Genomic DNA, 17,388 nt, shown 5'->3' with positions numbered 1-17,388 from the left:
CAAGGAATCTACGATGTTCAGTATGGATTACAACAGCTACCGTTCGGTAGCTAGCTTCGGTCACCGCGTGCGCTTTTTGGTGCTGCACTATACCGCACAGAATTTTGCTGATTCGGTGCAGTCACTGACCGGCAAGTCGGTCAGCGCTCATTATCTGGTGCCGGATCCCGAAGATCCAACCTATAAGGCGGCGGGCTTTAGCGGCGTAAGGATTTTCAATCTGGTCGATGAAGTCGAGCGGGCCTGGCACGCCGGCACCAGCCAGTGGGGCAATCGTTCGAATCTCAACGATACGGCGATTGGCATTGAGATCGTCAATCTGGCGAGCGGGGATGGCGAAGACATCACCTTCCCACCGTTTAACCCGCAACAGATCGCGGCGGTGACTCAATTGACGCAAAACATTCTGCAGCGCTATCCGGATATCACGCCGGTTAACGTCGTGGCACATTCCGATATTGCCCCGGGCCGCAAAAGCGATCCCGGCCCGCAATTCCCGTGGCATCAGCTGTATCTGGCCGGTGTCGGTGCCTGGTATGACGATGCGGTGAAGCAGCGTTATCAGCATGAGTACCAATGCCAGGGTGTGCCCGCACAGCCGCATTTGCTGGCGTTACTCGCCAAATACGGTTACGACACTTCGGCGACGACCAATGCAGAAGGTTACCGCCAGCTGGTTCGCGCCTTCCAGCTGCATTTCCGTCAACGGCAGTATGATGGTGTGATGGATGCCGAAACCGCCGCCATTTTGCGTGCGCTGGTGGATAAATATGCCGCTTAAGGCCTGAGTGCGGATGAGGGACGCCTTATCCGCCTTTTCTCCCAACCCTTTACTCCGCTAAACTGATGCTCTTTCTCGCCACTGATTACGGGATGCATCGTGCGCCTCGACAGAAAAATATCCTCGTTTGAACGTCTGACTTATCGCCATTACCGCATTGTGCACGGCGTGCGCATTGGGCTGGCGTTTATCCTGACCTTTATGCTGATCCGCCTGCTCGAAGTGCCGGAAGGTACCTGGCCACTGATTACGCTGGTGGTGGTGATGGGGCCGATCTCTTTTTGGGGCAACGTGTTGCAACGTGCGCTGCAGCGAATCGCCGGTACGGTGTTTGGCGCCGCCTCGGGGCTGATTGCCCTGTATCTCGAGCTTTATTCGTTGCCGCTGATGCTGGTGTGGTGCGGGGTGGTGATGTTTTTCTGTGGCTATCTGACGCTCGGCAAACGTCCCTATATGGCGCTGCTGGTGGGGATCACGCTGGCGGTGGTTTGCGGTGCGGGGGCCGGTGATATGCATACCGCACTGTGGCGCAGCGGCGACGTAATTTTTGGCTCTCTGCTGGCGCTGTTGTTCACCAGCATTTATCCGCAGCGCGCCTATATCCTGTGGCGTATGGAGATGGCCGACTGCTTGCAAAGCGCGAGCAAAATCTACGGTGCTTACCTGTCGCCGAATATGATAGAACGGCCGCGGCTGGAGCCGCAGCTGAAAGACCTGCTCAATAAGATCGTTAAATTGCGCGGCCTGATTGTCCCCAGCAGCAAGGAGACCCACATCCCCAAAGCGGTTTTCGAGGCGGTGCAAACGCTGAGCCGCAACCTGGTCTGTACGCTGGAATTGTTGGCCGACGCTTATTGGGCCTCGCGTGAAACCCATTTCATTATGCTGAATGCCAAAACGCTGCGCAGTGCGCAACTGCTAACGCTGAATTCGCTGCAGTCGCTGGCGGAAATCCTGCGTGACGGTCCGCAGGCGCAGCCGTCGGCAGAAGCGGGGCAACTGAGCGAAATTGCCGCCGAATTGAAAACCCTGATGCAGGAGGCCAGCGTCAGTCAGCACGGCGAAGCGCCAATTTATGGCTACGTATGGTTGAGCATGGAACTGACGCAGCAGTTGGAAGAACTGGGCGATCTGCTCAAGGTGTGTACCGCCAGCGGGCGTGAATAGGGGGTCAGATCATGAAGCGGACGCTTCAGGTTTTTGTCAGGACGGCAAAGTGAGTAAGATAGGGCGATGAGTGTTGTGCCTGACCGCCACAAACCTGTATCTTGGTACCATTGTGGCCGTAAGCAAATGAATCTGTGTATTACTAAAGCAAGGGTATGAAGATGGATAATGCAAATAAGCCGAGTTTCCAGGACGTTCTGGAGTTTGTGCGTATGTTCCGACGTAAAAATAAGCTGCAGCGTGAAATTGTCGACAACGAGAAGAAAGTTCGCGATAACCAAAAACGCGTGCTGCTGCTCGATAACCTGAGTGAGTACATCAAGCCGGGCATGAGCATCGAAGACGTTCAGGGCATCATTGCCAATATGCGCAGCGACTATGAAGATCGCGTTGATGATTACATCATCAAAAATGCCGATTTGTCCAAAGAACGCCGCGAACTGTCCAAAAAGCTGAAGGCTATGGGCGAAGTGAAGTAACCGTTTTTATCGGGCCAGGCATTCGCATGGCCCTTTTACTGTTTTCCCTGCATCCCCATTTCGGCCCCTTTAGTGGCCTGCGCCATACACGTCAAAATCGAAATATTTAACTGTAGCTCCGCCGCCCATGCGCTGATTGATAATTGAGTGCGTGCCCTGCGCCCGTTCCGCACGACAGAAGAACCGACTGATTATGGTCGGGTGCGGCTGTCGATTTAGAGGGATAGGGCACAGTGTAAGGTGAATGGAGGGTTTTGCTATTCAGGGGAAGGTGAACGCATGAAAAATACGAAATTGCATGTTGTCGTGGCGTGGTAGAGTGTGGGCTGCCCGAAGAGCGACTAGAGATTTACGCCATGCAACAAATTGATTTTTACATGATAGATGCCTTTAGCAACACGACTTTTGGCGGTAATGCCGCAGCGGTATGTCCGCTAACAGAATGGTTGCCTGATGAGACATTATTGAAAATGTCCCAGCAGCATAACCAGTCAGAAACAGCATTTTTTGTCGCAAATGATACTGGCTTTGAGTTGCGATGGTTTACCTCCCTGGCTGAAATAAATCTGTGTGGGCATGCCACGCTGGCAGCTGCGCACGTTATCTTTGAGCATCTTGATTACCAAGGCACGACTATTCATTTCGATACCCGATTTGTTGGCCCACTGACGGTGGTACGCAACGGTAAATGGCTGACGCTCGATTTTCCTGCGTGGGAAACCAAGCCTGTCATGCCACCGGCATTATTGCTGGAAACGTTGGGCATCACAGAATGCAAAGAAGTACGCGTGGCGCGTGATTACCTGGTAGTAATGGAGAATCGGCAGCAGGTCGAAACTGTACGCCCGAACATCAATGACATGCTTCCCCTGGGAAAAATGGTTTGTATAACAGCCCCTGGTGACAGTGAATACGATTTTGTTAGCCGTTTCTTCTGCCCAGGTGAAGCCGTAGCGGAAGATCCTGTGACAGGTTCGGCGCATAGCATGCTCATTCCTTACTGGGCTGAAAAACTGAATAAAACGCAGATGTTGGCGCACCAGGGATTAGAGCGTGGCGGGGATTTACGCTGCCAGCTGGTGGGCGATCGCGTTTACATCGGCGGACAGGCAACAACCTATCTGATTGGCAAAGTGCTGTTGCGCTAGACCTGCTTGAATGTGGCTCAAAATATAAGGTCTGCTGTCACCTTAGCCGCCGTTCACCCCATATCCGAAAGCAAAAAGCCCGCTTAAGTTTCCTTAAGCAGGCGTCTTTAATTTACATGGCAGTAAACCCCGGAAAGTTACCGGGGCAGAGGTGTCAGACAGAAAGTTCAGAATCTTTAATATTGGCAATGGGTCCAAGAATCGCGCTGTCAAATTCGCGTAAGGCTACGCCGCTGGCCATTCGTTCAGGCAAGTCATGATTTGCCAAGGCGCCTCGGCCTAATGCAATGAGATCGGCGCCCATTTCCATGACCTGTATTGCCCGGCATTTATCATGCAGGCCACCATTAGCCATAATGGTTAGCTGTGGAGCATATTTACGTCCCAGCTCAATCAGTGATAGTGGGTTATCAGGGAATGCTGGCTGCCACGCTTCATATTCAGTCAGGTGCAGATAATCGATACCGGAACCAGCAAGCAACGTAAACACCACCCGTGCATCATCTTCGCCGTTAGCCCATTTATGGAAAAAGTCATTTACTTTCCCCTGAGATATTCGGATACCCACTGGAATATCCTGACCTACACGTTGTCTGACAGAGTGAATCACTTCAAGGCTAAATTGCAGGCGGCCTGCGATGTCACCGCCCCAGCGGTCAGTACGCAGGTTAGTGTGATCCGTGAAGAACTGATCGAGAAGATATCCATTTGCACCATGGATTTCCACGCCATCAAAGCCAGCCCCGAAAACAGCATGCGCCGCGGCATCGGCAAAGCTATTGATAATGTCCTGTATTTCGTCTTCGCTGAGTTCACGAGGAACAGGGTATTTACCTTCGCCACGATAAAACGTCATCTGCTTGCCTACCGGACGAACGGCACTTGGTGCAACAGTCCCATCCCGAAAATAGTTGCCCTGTGACAACGCACCAGAGTGCTGGATTTGGGCAAAAATACGCCCCTGTTGTTGGTGAACGGCGTCAGTGATGTTGCGCCATCCTGCAACCTGTTCCGTGCTGGTCAAGCCAGCCTGAAAGGCATAAGTCTGTGACCATTCTTTATCAATATAAATGCCTTCCGATATAACCAGACCAAATCCACCGCGTGCAAAATCTTCGTAGTATGTCTTCATACGATCGCTGGCTACACCCTCCTCGGAGGCGGTGACACGGGTCATTGGTGCGACCACTAGGCGGTTTTTCAAGGCTAGCTTCCCGATACTGGCGGGGGTGAAAAGGGATAATGTCGTCATGAGTTTTTCCAGATAAATTAAATCATGATCACACTATAATCATTGCTGAATTAGGGATAAATAGGCCAAAATGATAAGGTTGTATAACGATTGTCGTTATAATTTGTGTTTTCCATTTTGCTTAATAAATGACTTTGTAATGATTGATATTGGGGGCGACATGAATCTGCAGGACGTATCACTCTTCCTCGTCATAACCGAAACTCACAGCCTCACTCAGGCAGCGAAACGACTGGGTATTTCCGCCATGTCTGTTTCAAGACGCCTCGCATCACTTGAACACGAGCTCGGAACGCGCCTTTTACAGAGAACGACCCGATCTGTTTCATTAACTCAGGAAGGCATGGAATTCCTGCCTTATGCCAGGGCACTCATTGACGCGGAGACGGGGGCTCGGGCGCTATTTTCTTCATCAACGCAGGGGGCCGTAGGATTATTGAGAATCACTGCACCATCAGGATTCGGACGGCGTAATATCTTGCCTCTCGTTTCTGGACTGTTAGCAGACAATCCAAAGCTGAGTATCGACCTTCAGTTAAGTGAAGATGTGGTTGATATCGTCGGGAGAGGGATTGATGTGGCAATACGTATCGCGCCATTAAAGGACTCAACACTTATAGCCCGTAAAATTGCTGATAATCCTCGTGTAATCTGCGCTTCACCCGATTATCTGAAAGCGAATGGTAAACCTCAGTTCGTCGAGGATTTAATGCAACATCATTGCCTGAGACTCAGTAGCGTACCTCAATGGATTTTCGAGCGTGATGGTGAAGTTATCAGGACCAGCGTTGATGGGCGTTTTAGCTCAGATAACGTTGAAGGGGTAAGAGACCTGTGTGCTGAGGGACTGGGAATTGCACAACTTACTCGCTGGGATGTCTTAAAAGAGACCCGGGAAGGTACACTTGTTGAGATTGATTTACTTGATGCCAGGCCTCAGGCTTTATCAGTCTGGGCTGTTCTACCGACAACGCGTTACCTTCCCCTCCGGGTCAGCACTTTTATTGACAAATTAAAATCATCCCTGAATTCCATGAATTAATTCATAAAGTTCGGCTTCAGTTTGCCCCTGTTGAGCCAGCAGAACGCTTTATGAAAAATAAAGCCTGCTCTTGCTCTTAGGTCTATTATTCGCCCTTAACCGCCGTTCACTCAATCCGCAAAGCAAAAAGCCCGCTTAAGTTTCCTTAAGCGGGCTTCTCTAATTTGGCTCCTCTGACTGGACTCGAACCAGTGACATACGGATTAACAGTCCGCCGTTCTACCGACTGAACTACAGAGGAATCGTGTGAACGGGGCGAATAATAGCGGGGTGGTGCGGCTTTGTCAAAGCACTAAACTGCAAGAAAAGCGCGTTTGCTGTCGGAATGAACATGTTGCGTTGTTTTTCAGCATTTATCTTCCCTGTCAGCTCTGTTTATCAGCGTAAGACTCCTGTCGTGATGTTGCACCGGTCTTTGCACATTTACGGTGCGCAGCAGCTCGCCGGTGACTTACATGTGGCCAACGTCTCCGAGAGGTTTATTTGCTCAATTGCCGCCAGATCCCCCCACAGCGCCACCTGGCGGCAGTGATTGCCCCCTGTTTTCCCACTGATATGTAGGATGAATAAACAGAAAATATGTATTGGCCGTCACAATGGCTGGATTTTTGCTTGCTTAAATGCGGGTAATGCGACTGCGCTCTCGCGCAAATTATTTTCCCCGTCTACACATAAAGTGACTGCTCCACGCCTCTGGGCGTTTCGCTAAAACAGTGCTGAGGAATACAACAATGTCATCGAAATTGATTAAAAGTCCGCTCGCTGCTCTGCTTATCGGTTGTTTAGGTTGTGCTTTTTATGCTCAGGCCGATATCGTTATCGGCGTCGCCGGGCCGTTCTCCGGGCCGAATGCGACCTATGGCGATCAGTACTGGCGTGGTGCCTCGCAGGCGGCGGCGGATATCAACGCCGCCGGCGGGATTAAAGGGGAAAAAATTAAGCTGGTGCAGGGGGATGACGCCTGCGAACCCAAACAGGCGGTCTCGGTCGCCAACCGCCTGGTCGATCAGGACAAGGTCTCAGCGGTGGTGGGGCACTTCTGCTCGTCCTCCACCATGCCGGCCTCCGAGGTGTATGACGAAGCCGGCATAATCGCCATCACCCCCGGCTCCACCAACCCGCAGATCACCGAGCGCGGTATGACCAACATGTTCCGCATGTGCGGCCGTGACGATCAGCAAGGGGTGATCGCCACCAACTACATGCTGGATACCCTGAAAGCCAAGCGCATCGCAGTGATCCACGACAAAGACACCTACGGCCAGGGGTTGGCGGATGCCGCCAAGGCAGAAATGAACAAGCGCGGCGTGAAAGAGGTGCTGTATGAAGGGCTGTCTCGCGGCGAAAAAGACTTTAACGCGCTGGTGACCAAAATTGCCTCGGTCAAACCCGACGTGGTCTATTTTGGCGGCTGCCATCCGGAGGCCGGGCCATTGGTGCGTCAGATGCGCGAGCAGGGCGTCACCGCCAAGTTCTTCTCCGGTGACTGCATCGTGACCGAAGAGCTGGTGACCGCTGCCGGTGGGCCGCAGTACACCAACGGCGTGCTGATGACCTTCGGTAACGATCCGCGCCAAATCCCGGAAGGCAAGGCGGTGATCGCCAAATTCCGCGCCAGCGGTTTCGAGCCGGAAGGTTACACCCTCTACTCCTACGCCTCTATTCAGGCGATCGCCGCGGCCTTCAGTGCCACCGGCGGCAAAGACAGCGCCAAGGCCAGCGAATGGCTGAAATCTCATGATGTGGATACCGTAATGGGCAAAAAGGCCTGGGATAAGAAAGGCGACCTGAAGGTATCGGATTACGTGGTTTATCAGTGGGACGACAAAGGCAAATATCACCAACTCTAATCAGCCCGACGGCTCAGGTTTATCCCTCCCGTATGGGGGTGGATAGGCGTGACTGATAAGCGGATCCGCGTGTGCTGCGGATCCGCGCCGATTCTTCCCTTGGGCCGCGCCTGCTTTTGCTTGCGGTCCCACCAGGCGAGACTGCTCATTATGGACGTTTTCTTTCTGCAACAGTTAATCAACGGCCTGACGCTCGGCGCGGTTTATGGTCTGATCGCCATCGGCTACACTATGGTTTACGGCATTATCGGCATGATCAACTTCGCCCACGGCGAGGTGTATATGATCTCCGCCTACCTGTGCGCCATCGGGCTGGCGCTGCTGTCGTTCTTCGGCCTGCAGTCGTTCCCGTTGCTGATCCTCGGTACTCTGGTGTTTACCATCGTTATCACTGGCGTGTATGGCTGGGTGATCGAACGTATCGCCTACAAACCCTTGCGCAACTCGACCCGCCTGGCCCCCCTGATCTCCGCAATCGGCATGTCACTGATCTTGCAAAACTACGCGCAAATCAGCCAAGGGCCACGTCAGCAAGGGATCCCAACGCTGCTGGATGGCGTGTTCCGCCTCAACTTCGACGGCGGGGTGATCCAAATCACCTACACCAAGGTGTTTATCCTGGTCGCTTCGCTGCTGGGCATGGCCATCCTCACTTACATCATTCAGCACACCCGGCTGGGGCGCATTTGTCGCGCTACTCAGCAAGACCGCAAAATGGCGTCAATTCTCGGCATCAACACCGATAGGGTCATTTCCCTGGTGTTCGTGATCGGTGCTGCCATGGCCGGGCTGGCGGGGGTGTTGATCACCATGAACTACGGCACCTTCGATTTCTACGTCGGGTTTATCATCGGCATCAAAGCCTTCACCGCCGCGGTATTGGGCGGGATAGGGTCGTTGCCCGGCGCGATGCTGGGTGGGTTGCTGCTGGGCGTGGCGGAGGCGCAGTTCGCCGGCATGGTGAACTCGGATTACAAGGACGTATTCTCCTTCGGTTTGCTGGTGGTGATCCTGATTTTCCGCCCTCAGGGCCTGCTCGGACGGCCAATGGTCGCTAAGGTTTGAGGGGAAAACTTATGTCGCACTCTGAGGTTCACCCGGGGCTGAACATTAAGCGCAGCCTGCTGGACGCCGTATTGGCCGGGCTGATTGCCCTGATCGTGTTCGGGCCGATCGTCGGCATCGTTCTGAACGGCTACAGCTTTAACTTCGAGCCGCACCGGCTGGTGTGGATTATCGCGGTGGTGATGGCCGGGCGTCTGTTACTGAGCCTGTTTCTGCAAACCGCACCGGGCCGTAAATTGTTGACGCGCTTTGACGGCGGTAACGACGGGGTGTATGTCCGGCCGATCGGCGCCAGGACCAGCCTGCGCTGGATTATTCCGTTAATGGCGGTCATCGCGATGCTGTTTCCGTTTGTCGCCACCAAATACCTGCTGACGGTGGCGATACTGGGGCTGATTTACGTGCTGCTCGGGCTGGGTTTGAACATCGTTGTCGGGCTGGCCGGGCTGCTCGATCTGGGCTATGTGGCGTTCTACGCCATTGGTGCCTATGGATTGGCGCTGGGCTACCAGTATCTCGGCCTCGGGTTCTGGGCGATGCTGCCCTTGGGGGCGCTGATGGCGGCGCTGGCCGGCGCGCTGCTGGGGTTCCCGGTGTTGCGCATGCACGGCGACTATCTGGCGATCGTCACGCTGGGGTTTGGCGAGATCATCCGGCTGGTGCTCAACAACTGGATGTCGCTGACCGGCGGGCCGAACGGCGTCTCGGTACCGGCGCCGACGATCTTTGGCCTGGAGTTTGGCCGACGAGCGAAGGACGGCGGCGTGCCGATCCACGAGTTCCTCGGCATCACTTACAACCCTAACCTGAAATTTATCTTTATCTATGCGGTACTGTTTTTGGTGGTGCTGTTGGTGCTGTACATCAAACACCGGCTGACGCGCATGCCGATCGGCCGCGCCTGGGAGGCCCTGCGTGAGGATGAAATCGCCTGTCGTTCGCTCGGGCTAAACCACGTGTTGGTCAAGCTGTCGGCCTTTATGATGGGCGCGTCCACCGCCGGGCTGGCCGGGGTATTTTTCGCCACCTATCAGGGGTTCGTCAACCCCACCTCGTTTACCTTCTTCGAATCGGCGTTGATCCTGGCGATTGTGGTGCTGGGCGGGATGGGATCGACCATAGGCGTGGTGCTGGCGGCGTTCGTGCTCACGGTGGCGCCGGAACTGTTGCGCAGCTTCGCCGAGTACCGCGTGCTGTTGTTTGGCGTGCTGATGGTGGCGATGATGATTTGGCGACCGCGCGGGCTGGTGCGGATCAGCCGAACCAGCTTTGCGCCGCGCAAGGGGGTGGCGCCATGAGCGACGCAATCTTGCAGGTTGAGCATCTGATGATGCATTTTGGCGGCATCAAGGCGCTCAACGACGTGAACCTGGCGGTAGAGCGCGGCTCGATCACCGCGTTGATCGGCCCCAACGGCGCCGGCAAAACCACGGTGTTCAACTGCCTGACCGGTTTTTACCGCGCCACCGGCGGCGCCATCTTGCTTAACACTCACAAACGGCCAACCGACGTGATCCAGGTGCTGGGGCAGAAATTTCGCGCCGGCGACTGGGTTAACCCAAAACGGCTGGGATCGCGTCTGTACTACAAAATGTTCGGCGGTACCCATCTGGTCAATCGCGCCGGGCTGGCCCGCACCTTCCAGAACATCCGTTTGTTCCGCGAAATGTCGGTGGTGGAGAACCTGCTGGTGGCGCAGCACATGCTGAGCAATCGCAATCTGGTCGCCGGGGTGCTCAACACGCCGGGCTATCGCCGGGCGGAAAGCCAGGCGCTGGATCGCGCTTTTTACTGGCTGGAAGTGGTGGAGCTGGTGGACTGCGCCAACCGGCTGGCGGGGGAGATGTCGTACGGCCAGCAGCGGCGGCTGGAGATCGCCCGGGCGATGTGCACCACGCCGGAGATGATCTGCCTCGACGAACCCGCCGCCGGGCTGAACCCGGTAGAGACGGCGACATTGAGCCGTATTATCCGTTTCCTGCGTCAGCACCACGGCATCACGGTGCTGCTGATCGAGCACGATATGGGCATGGTGATGGAGATTTCCGATAGGGTGATCGTGCTCGACCATGGCGATGTGATCGCCGAAGGCACGCCGAAAGAAATACAGCATAACGACACGGTGATCGCCGCTTACCTTGGCGCGGATGAAGAGGAGCTGGCGGGATGAGCAATCTGATGTTGGAATTTCGCAATGTGGACGTGTTTTACGGCCCGATCCAGGCGTTGCAGCAGGTTTCGTTGCAGGTGAATGAAGGGGAAACGGTGGCGCTGATTGGCGCCAACGGCGCGGGCAAGTCGACGCTGCTGATGTCGATCTTCGGCCAACCGCGCATCAGCGGCGGGCAGATTTTGTTTCGCGGAGAGGACATCAGCCAGCGTTCTACCCATTACGTTGCCAGCAGCGGCATCGCTCAGGCACCGGAAGGACGGCGGATCTTTCCGGACATGAGCGTGGAGGAAAACCTGCTGATGGGCACCATCATCGTCGGTAATCGCTATGTGGATGAGGATTTGCTGCGCATGTTCGAACTGTTTCCACGCCTGAAGGAGCGGCGCAACCAGCGGGCGATGACCATGTCCGGCGGCGAACAGCAGATGTTGGCGATTGCCCGTGCCTTGATGAGCCGGCCGAAACTGCTGTTGCTGGATGAGCCGAGCCTGGGGCTGGCGCCGATTATCGTCAAACAGATCTTCAGCATTCTGCGCGAATTGACCCATGGCGGCATGACGCTGTTCCTGGTGGAGCAGAACGCCAACCACGCGCTCAAGCTGTCCGACCGCGGCTATGTGATGGTCAACGGCCAAATTCGCCTGACCGGCAGCGGCGCGGAGCTGCTAAGCAATCAGGAGGTAAGGAAGGCTTATCTGGGCGGCGCCTAGAACTGGCGCTGGATCAGTCGCACGTTCAGCCGAACCAGGGCGATAATGCCGCTGGATAAAATCTGCAGGCCGCGGGGTAAATCACGGCGGCGGATGTCCAGCAACAGCACGGTGCGCACCTGGTCGCTGTCGTTCCACACTTCGTGTTCGAAGGTGTCGTCCCACAGCATAAATTCCCCGTCGTTCAGCCGGTATTCCTGCCCGTCTACCTTCAACACGGCGGCAGGCGCGCCGTCGGCACGTTTGGGCATCGACAGCACCAGATAGCCGCGCAGAATGCCGCGGAACGGGCCACGGTGCGCGGGCACCTGTTTGCCGGGCGCCAGAAACGACAATGAGGCTGAAAGCACATCCGGGGAAGAGGCGATCAGCTCCGCAAGCTGCGGGCAGCGGGCGAGATTACGCGCTATCGGTTGGCCGTAGGCCTGCATGATAAACATGCGCCAGTCGCGAGCGTCATTGGCGGAGATCGACGCCTGTTCGCTCATGATCTCGTGAAATCGTGGAATATTACGCAGATCTTGCCCAACGGTCAGCGCCTCCTCGCGTATCTGCCGCCAGTGAGCGGTAAAACGTTGAGCATCGGGAAACAGCCGGGTGCTGTCGAGGACCGGCGCGCCGCTGATGCGGCGATCGTAAATACGGCGAAGTGCCAGTACGGACCAATCGTAGATAGCTGACATAGTGACCTCATAGCAGTGACCCGATTTCTCGCCGTCTTTAGGTAGTATCAGGCTTTTTTTATGTGTGATTGCCGGACGATCAATTCGCCGGTATACAGCTTTTGTCCACCGGGTTCGAAGGCCTGCGTCAGGCAGTGAATGCCATCGGCGATCAGCTGCTGCATCGGCTGGCGATAGGTGGTCAACTGGTAGCTGGGCGAGGACGCCAGCTCGATGTCGTCAAACCCCACCACGGCAATCGGCGTACAATCCGGCGTGGCGCGTATGGCATCGATGACGCCGACCGCCAGAATGTCATTCTCGCAAAAAATAGCGTCTATCCGCTGCGCCGCCGGGGTGGCGGCCAGATAGGCGGAAAAAGCTTCCATACCGCAAAGGCGCTGATAGTGCGGGGCCTGTAGCACCACGCTGACGTCACGCTGCCGTTCTGCCAGCGCGGCGCGGAAACCGTCAAGGCGGCGCAATTGAGTGGACTCGCTTATCGGCCCAGCCAGATATCCCATACGTTGATAGTCTTGCGCGAGCAGCAGCTCGCCGATTTCGCGCCCGGCCTGATGACCATGGGTCGCCAGCACCTGGATGTAAGGGCTTTCGCTGTAGCGGTACAGCACCACCAGCGGAATACGGTGAATGTCCTGCGCCAGCGCAATCAGCCGGTCATTAAGCAGCGTGCCGAGGAACAGCAGGCCGTCCACCTGCATTTGGTCCGCCAGCGTCAGCACCGATTCATAATCGCGTTCAGAGGTGATATTGAGCAGCAAAGCCATATAACCACGGCTTTGCAACTGCCGGGTCACTTCATCGAGCAGCGTAAAGATATGCGGATTTTTCAACTCGTCCGCCACCAGCCCGATGATGCGGGTGCTCTTTTTCGACAGGCTGCGCGCCAGCAGGTTAGGGCGGTAACCCAATTCACGCGCTGCGGTCTGTACGCGCAGCAGCGTCTGCGGTGAAATCGAAGCGCCGTCGGTAAAGGCGCGCGATACCGTCCATTTAGACACGCCGGCACGGGCGGCCACATCGCTGGCCGTCGCCTTGCGTGCTGCGGGCGCCGGGGTAGAGCCGGGTTTCTTCGTCATCATCTTTCGCTCGTGATGAAAAAACGGTATGGGTTCAACAGATTAGCACAGCGTTACGGAATGCGGGAGTTGCCGACATCGGCGCGAGGATCCTGCAAACCATCGGCACAACGCGGCGGATCTTTTTAGCGGTAATTTGTGATCCTGATCGGCAGATTTGTCGTGGCGCATTTGACTTATTTTTGACCCTCTCCAATAGTCCATCGCAGGGGGCATTTGTTTTGCGGTCAAGTTGCCACCTTATTTTGCACCCGGGTGCATTTAAAATTTGCACCCGGGTGCACGGCGACGGAAACGGTCAAATCTAAAGCTTCGGGAGCAACTATGTTAAATGGCGAAAGAAAAACGGCGCACCCTCTGCGCTGGGCAATGGTCGGCGGCGGGCGGTTGGGGCAGGTGGGATACAAGCATCGCTGCGGGGCGCTACGGGATAATACCGCTTTTGAGCTGGTGGCCGGCGCGTTTGATATCGTGCCGGAACGCGGCCGTGAGTTCGGCGTGAATCTGGGGGTAGCGGCCGAACGCTGCTATGAGGATTACCGCACGTTGTTCGCCCAAGAGGCACGGCGGGAGGACGGTATTGAAGTGGTGTCGGTGGCGACGCCGAACGGCACGCATTATGAAATTACCCGCGCGGCGCTGCAGGCCGGGTTGCACGTGATCTGCGAGAAACCGCTGTTTTTCACCAGCCAGGAAGCCTATGAGATTAAAGCGCTGGCGGCGGAAAAAAACCTGATCGTCGGCGTGACTTACGGTTTCTCCGGCCACCCGCTGCTGCTGCAAATGCGCGCGATGATCGCCAACGGCCAGATCGGCGAAGTTCGGATGGTGGATCTGCAATATACCCACGGTTTTAATGCCACGGACGAAGTGGATCGCCTAAGCGAAGCGCAGAAATGGCGTATTGACCCCAAGATCTCCGGCCCGAGCTTTGTGCTGGGGGATATTTCCACCCACACCTATTACCTCTCCCAATTGGTGATGCCGCAGATGCAGATCCGCGAATTGCTTTGCGATCGGCAAAGTTTTATTCCCTCGCGTGCACCGCTGGAAGACAACGCGCTGGTGATGATGCGCTATGAAAGCGGCGCGGTAGGGCGGATGTGGGCCTCCTCGGTGAATGCCGGTGCCATGAGCAGCCAGCGCATTCGCATCGTAGGGTCGAAGGCCAGCCTGGAGTGGAGCGACATCAACCCCAGCGAGCTGCGCTACGAGGTGCAGGGGCAGCCGAACCAGACGCTGTATCGCGGCATGGCGTATCTGGACGATGCCTGCAACGCCTGGGAACGGCTGGGGGCTTTGCATACCGAAGGCCTGACCGAATCCTGGGCCAACATTTACCTGAAATTTGCCCTGGCCATTGACGCCACCCGCCGCGGCGATCGGCAGGCGCTGGCGCAACTGGTGTATCCGGATATCGACGCCGGGATCGAGGGCGTGCGCTGGATTGAAAACTGCGTGCGTTCCGCCAACGAGGGCGCCCGTTGGGTGACCTTTGAATAAACTATTCAACCCGGAGCAAGAGCATGAAACTTTCTTTCTGTACCGATAGCCTGGGCCACCTGCCGTTTGAAGCCATGCTGGATCGCCTGGGCGAACTGGGGGTGTTTGGCGTGGAAATGACCACCGGCGGCTGGTCTTCGGCACCGCATCTGGACACCGTGGCGCTGTTGCAGGACGCGGGCAAGCGGCGGCGGCTGATGGCGGCGCTGGAAAGCCGCGGCATGAAAATTGCGGCGCTGAACGTTTCCGGCAATCCACTGGAACCGTGCGTTCTGGGCGAAAAACACCGCCATGAGACCGACAACACGCTGGCGCTGGCCGCCAGCCTGGGGGTGAAAAAAATCGTTATGATGAGCGGATTGCCACCTGCGGCACCCGGCGACAGTATCCCCAACTGGATCACCTATACCGTCAGCTGGCCACCGACGCTGAAAAACTGCCTGGACTACCAGTGGAACGAGGTGGCGATCCCCTATTGGCAGAAGCTGGTGGATAAAGCCCAGGCGTTCGGCATCGAGAAGTTCGCGCTGGAAAATTTCAGCTCGATGCTGGTGTGGAACCCGGACACCCTGTTCAGGCTGCGCGACGCGGTGGGGCCCATGGTGGGTTTGAACCTCGATCCGAGCCACCTGATCTGGATGGGGGCCGATCCCATCGCCGTCGCACGGCGCCTGGGGGACGCGATCCACCACGTACACGGCAAAGATGTTCGGCTGGAAAGGGGGATAGTGGCGGTCAACGGGCTGCTGGAAACCCGGCCGGTGGAACAGGTGGCGCAGCGTGCCTGGAACTATGTGGCCGTCGGGTGCGGGCAGGATTTGCAGTGGTGGAAGGAGTTCTTCTCGGTGGTGCGCATGATGGGTTACAACGACTGGGTTTCGCTGGAGATGGAAGATCTGACCATGTCGGTCGATGCCGGTATTAATACCTCGGTTGAGGCGTTACAACGCTGCATCAGCCAATAAAGCCTGCTTATTTTCGCTAATGGCCTGCTGCTTTGCAGGCCTTTGCGCGGCAAAGGCCTGTCGAAAAAAACAGGCGAATAAAAGTGTGACCTATATCGCATTTACCCCGGCGATTGGTTAAAATATCGCTACTTCCCGCACCTGTCCGGATCCCGATTAACATGGAACAAACCCAGGTATCTCGCTCAACCGCCTGGTTGCGCGTGGTCATCCTTGCCGTCTCGGCCTTTATCTTCAATACCACCGAGTTTATTCCGGTGGGGTTGCTGAGCGACATCGCCAAAAGTTTCTCAATGCAGACCGAGCAAGTGGGTTTGATCATCACCATTTACGCCTGGATTGTCGCCTCCGCCTCCCTGGTGTGCATGCTGCTCACCAGCAAGATTGAACGGCGCAAGCTGCTGATCGGGGTGTTCATCCTGTTTATCGCCAGCCATGTGCTGACCGCCGTGGCCTGGAACTTCACCACGCTGGTGATTTCCCGTGCCGGCGTGGCGCTGGCCCACGCGGTCTTCTGGTCGATCACCGCCTCGCTGGCGATCCGCGTCGCCCCGGCGGGCAAAAAGGCGCAGGCGCTAAGCCTGCTGGCGGGCGGTACCGCGCTGGCGATGGTGCTCGGCTTGCCGCTGGGCCGCGTGATTGGTCAGATCCTCGGCTGGCGCATGACCTTCATCGGCATCGCGGTTTGCGCCACCCTGGCGCTGGTGCTGCTGTGGCGTCTGCTGCCGGTGCTGAAAAGCGAGCATTCCGGTTCGCTGTCCAGCGTGCCGATGCTGTTTAAGCGTCCGGCGCTGGTCAGCCTGTATATGCTGACCATCATCGTGGTGACGGCGAATTTCACCGCCTACAGCTATATCGAACCCTTTATTCAGACCGTGGCCGGGCTGTCGGAAAACTTCACCACGCTGATGCTGTTGCTGTTCGGTGCCGCCGGTATCATTGGCAGCCTGCTGTTTAGCCGTTTCAGCGAACGTTTTCCGTCGGGCTTTTTCATCGGCGCCATCGCGCTGTTGATGCTGAGCCTGCTGCTGCTGTTGCCGGCCTCCGGCAATGAAAATCACCTGACGCTGCTGTTTGCGGTGTGGGGTATGGCCATCATGGCGATTGGCCTGTCGATGCAGGCCAAGGTGTTGAACCTGGCGCCGGACGCCACCGACGTGGCGATGTCGATCTACTCCGGGTTGTACAATTTCGGTATCGGCGGCGGCGCGCTGCTGGGTAACCAGGTCAGCCGGCATCTGGGCATGGGCAACATCGGCTTTGTCGCTGCGCCGCTGGCGCTGATCGCCCTCGGCTGGTGTGTGCTGAACTTTTACCGCAGCGAACGCCTGCAACACCACCACATTCGCTAAACCCCTGCACACCGACAGTGGGCCAACGACTCGCTGTCGGGCATTGCCACCCCGGTTAAATTTTCTCTCAGCAAAACAGATTGCTGCAGATTTTTATGCTTATATTTTTTTCATAGTCTGCTAATTAAATATTTAACTC

16 protein-coding genes and 1 tRNA gene are annotated in these 17,388 nt (G+C 56.3%); 13 read left to right on the top strand and 4 right to left on the bottom strand.

The window, feature by feature from the left end; translation table 11 throughout:
* The first annotated feature begins 13 nt into the window (after nucleotides 1–13).
* From H5P17_RS19730 to H5P17_RS19715, 4 genes are all read left to right on the top strand, one after another.
* The gene (locus tag H5P17_RS19730; protein WP_182824770.1) at nucleotides 14–781 is read left to right on the top strand and encodes an N-acetylmuramoyl-L-alanine amidase; all 768 of its coding nucleotides are present in this window, start codon (nucleotides 14–16) and stop codon (nucleotides 779–781) included.
* 99 nt (nucleotides 782–880) lie between these two features.
* Nucleotides 881–1,948 (top strand): FUSC family protein, encoded by a 1,068-nt coding sequence (locus H5P17_RS19725; protein WP_182824768.1) that lies wholly within the window; start codon nucleotides 881–883, stop codon nucleotides 1,946–1,948.
* 161 nt (nucleotides 1,949–2,109) lie between these two features.
* Nucleotides 2,110–2,427: a PTS system regulator TmaR gene (gene tmaR / locus H5P17_RS19720; RefSeq protein WP_020827737.1), complete on the top strand. Its 318-nt coding sequence runs from the start codon at nucleotides 2,110–2,112 to the stop codon at nucleotides 2,425–2,427.
* A gap of 356 nt (nucleotides 2,428–2,783) precedes the next feature.
* Nucleotides 2,784–3,575: a PhzF family phenazine biosynthesis protein gene (locus tag H5P17_RS19715; RefSeq protein ID WP_182824767.1), complete on the top strand. Its 792-nt coding sequence runs from the start codon at nucleotides 2,784–2,786 to the stop codon at nucleotides 3,573–3,575.
* Between the two features lie 154 nt (nucleotides 3,576–3,729).
* Here H5P17_RS19715 and H5P17_RS19710 read toward each other — a convergent pair whose 3' ends face one another.
* Complete coding sequence (locus tag H5P17_RS19710) at nucleotides 3,730–4,827, bottom strand: NADH:flavin oxidoreductase (protein ID WP_182824765.1); 1,098 nt, start codon at nucleotides 4,825–4,827, stop codon at nucleotides 3,730–3,732.
* A gap of 139 nt (nucleotides 4,828–4,966) precedes the next feature.
* On the opposite strand from H5P17_RS19710, the gene H5P17_RS19705 reads away from it, so the two are divergent.
* Nucleotides 4,967–5,869, top strand: a complete 903-nt coding sequence (locus tag H5P17_RS19705) for a LysR family transcriptional regulator (RefSeq protein WP_255477959.1) — start codon at nucleotides 4,967–4,969, stop codon at nucleotides 5,867–5,869.
* A gap of 165 nt (nucleotides 5,870–6,034) precedes the next feature.
* Here the strand turns inward: H5P17_RS19705 and H5P17_RS19700 are convergent.
* Nucleotides 6,035–6,110 (bottom strand) — tRNA-Asn (locus H5P17_RS19700).
* A 490-nt stretch (nucleotides 6,111–6,600) separates the two neighbouring features.
* Between H5P17_RS19700 and H5P17_RS19695 the strand changes: the two genes are divergently transcribed.
* The 5 genes from H5P17_RS19695 (at nucleotide 6,601) to H5P17_RS19675 (ending at nucleotide 11,667) form a co-directional block, all read left to right on the top strand.
* Nucleotides 6,601–7,719 (top strand): branched-chain amino acid ABC transporter substrate-binding protein, encoded by a 1,119-nt coding sequence (locus H5P17_RS19695; RefSeq protein WP_182824763.1) that lies wholly within the window; start codon nucleotides 6,601–6,603, stop codon nucleotides 7,717–7,719.
* Between the two features lie 150 nt (nucleotides 7,720–7,869).
* Entirely contained in the window at nucleotides 7,870–8,784 is a 915-nt protein-coding gene (locus H5P17_RS19690; RefSeq protein ID WP_044552474.1) for a branched-chain amino acid ABC transporter permease, read from the top strand.
* Nucleotides 8,785–8,795: 11 nt separating this feature from the next.
* The gene (livM, locus tag H5P17_RS19685; protein ID WP_182824761.1) at nucleotides 8,796–10,082 is read left to right on the top strand and encodes a high-affinity branched-chain amino acid ABC transporter permease LivM; all 1,287 of its coding nucleotides are present in this window, start codon (nucleotides 8,796–8,798) and stop codon (nucleotides 10,080–10,082) included.
* Entirely contained in the window at nucleotides 10,079–10,954 is an 876-nt protein-coding gene (locus H5P17_RS19680) for an ABC transporter ATP-binding protein (protein ID WP_044552471.1), read from the top strand. The genes livM and H5P17_RS19680 overlap by 4 nt, the downstream gene beginning before the upstream one ends.
* Nucleotides 10,951–11,667 carry an ABC transporter ATP-binding protein gene (locus H5P17_RS19675; protein WP_182824759.1) on the top strand — a complete coding sequence of 239 codons (717 nt, stop codon included), beginning with the start codon at nucleotides 10,951–10,953 and terminating at the stop codon, nucleotides 11,665–11,667. Before H5P17_RS19680 ends, H5P17_RS19675 begins: the two co-directional genes overlap by 4 nt.
* Here H5P17_RS19675 and H5P17_RS19670 read toward each other — a convergent pair.
* Both H5P17_RS19670 and H5P17_RS19665 read right to left on the bottom strand, forming a co-directional pair.
* A complete protein-coding gene (locus tag H5P17_RS19670; protein WP_182824757.1) occupies nucleotides 11,664–12,350 on the bottom strand; it encodes an aspartyl/asparaginyl beta-hydroxylase domain-containing protein in 687 nt (228 codons plus the stop codon). The genes H5P17_RS19675 and H5P17_RS19670 overlap by 4 nt on opposite strands.
* A 47-nt stretch (nucleotides 12,351–12,397) precedes the next feature.
* The gene (locus H5P17_RS19665) at nucleotides 12,398–13,432 is read right to left on the bottom strand and encodes a LacI family DNA-binding transcriptional regulator (protein ID WP_255477958.1); all 1,035 of its coding nucleotides are present in this window, start codon (nucleotides 13,430–13,432) and stop codon (nucleotides 12,398–12,400) included.
* A 321-nt stretch (nucleotides 13,433–13,753) separates the two neighbouring features.
* Between H5P17_RS19665 and H5P17_RS19660 the strand changes: the two genes are divergently transcribed.
* From H5P17_RS19660 to H5P17_RS19650, 3 genes are all read left to right on the top strand, one after another.
* Nucleotides 13,754–14,932 (top strand): Gfo/Idh/MocA family protein, encoded by a 1,179-nt coding sequence (locus H5P17_RS19660; RefSeq protein WP_182824755.1) that lies wholly within the window; start codon nucleotides 13,754–13,756, stop codon nucleotides 14,930–14,932.
* 23 nt (nucleotides 14,933–14,955) lie between these two features.
* Nucleotides 14,956–15,897 carry a sugar phosphate isomerase/epimerase gene (locus tag H5P17_RS19655; protein ID WP_182824754.1) on the top strand — a complete coding sequence of 314 codons (942 nt, stop codon included), beginning with the start codon at nucleotides 14,956–14,958 and terminating at the stop codon, nucleotides 15,895–15,897.
* Between the two features lie 161 nt (nucleotides 15,898–16,058).
* Nucleotides 16,059–17,249, top strand: a complete 1,191-nt coding sequence (locus H5P17_RS19650; protein ID WP_044552462.1) for a sugar transporter — start codon at nucleotides 16,059–16,061, stop codon at nucleotides 17,247–17,249.
* The last annotated feature ends 139 nt before the right edge of the window (nucleotides 17,250–17,388 follow it).

Origin of the sequence: Serratia sp. OS31 (genome assembly GCF_014164835.1) — a bacterium.
Taxonomy (GTDB): Bacteria; Pseudomonadota; Gammaproteobacteria; order Enterobacterales; family Enterobacteriaceae; genus Serratia; species Serratia liquefaciens_A.
Note: the sequence above shows the minus strand (reverse complement) of the source record. Positions and strands in the feature narration are given on the sequence as shown.

What these genes read in the sequence shown, in the direction of transcription:
- H5P17_RS19730 (WP_182824770.1), top strand. Translation starts at nt 14, where the DNA reads ATGTTCAGTATGGATTACAACAGCTACCGTTCGGTAGCTAGCTTCGGT.
- tmaR (WP_020827737.1), top strand. Translation starts at nt 2,110, where the DNA reads ATGGATAATGCAAATAAGCCGAGTTTCCAGGACGTTCTGGAGTTTGTG.
- H5P17_RS19715 (WP_182824767.1), top strand. Translation starts at nt 2,784, where the DNA reads ATGCAACAAATTGATTTTTACATGATAGATGCCTTTAGCAACACGACT.
- H5P17_RS19710 (WP_182824765.1), bottom strand. Translation starts at nt 4,827, where the DNA reads ATGACGACATTATCCCTTTTCACCCCCGCCAGTATCGGGAAGCTAGCC.
- H5P17_RS19705 (WP_255477959.1), top strand. Translation starts at nt 4,967, where the DNA reads ATGATTGATATTGGGGGCGACATGAATCTGCAGGACGTATCACTCTTC.
- H5P17_RS19695 (WP_182824763.1), top strand. Translation starts at nt 6,601, where the DNA reads ATGTCATCGAAATTGATTAAAAGTCCGCTCGCTGCTCTGCTTATCGGT.
- H5P17_RS19690 (WP_044552474.1), top strand. Translation starts at nt 7,870, where the DNA reads ATGGACGTTTTCTTTCTGCAACAGTTAATCAACGGCCTGACGCTCGGC.
- livM (WP_182824761.1), top strand. Translation starts at nt 8,796, where the DNA reads ATGTCGCACTCTGAGGTTCACCCGGGGCTGAACATTAAGCGCAGCCTG.
- H5P17_RS19680 (WP_044552471.1), top strand. Translation starts at nt 10,079, where the DNA reads ATGAGCGACGCAATCTTGCAGGTTGAGCATCTGATGATGCATTTTGGC.
- H5P17_RS19675 (WP_182824759.1), top strand. Translation starts at nt 10,951, where the DNA reads ATGAGCAATCTGATGTTGGAATTTCGCAATGTGGACGTGTTTTACGGC.
- H5P17_RS19670 (WP_182824757.1), bottom strand. Translation starts at nt 12,350, where the DNA reads ATGTCAGCTATCTACGATTGGTCCGTACTGGCACTTCGCCGTATTTAC.
- H5P17_RS19665 (WP_255477958.1), bottom strand. Translation starts at nt 13,432, where the DNA reads ATGATGACGAAGAAACCCGGCTCTACCCCGGCGCCCGCAGCACGCAAG.
- H5P17_RS19660 (WP_182824755.1), top strand. Translation starts at nt 13,754, where the DNA reads ATGTTAAATGGCGAAAGAAAAACGGCGCACCCTCTGCGCTGGGCAATG.
- H5P17_RS19655 (WP_182824754.1), top strand. Translation starts at nt 14,956, where the DNA reads ATGAAACTTTCTTTCTGTACCGATAGCCTGGGCCACCTGCCGTTTGAA.
- H5P17_RS19650 (WP_044552462.1), top strand. Translation starts at nt 16,059, where the DNA reads ATGGAACAAACCCAGGTATCTCGCTCAACCGCCTGGTTGCGCGTGGTC.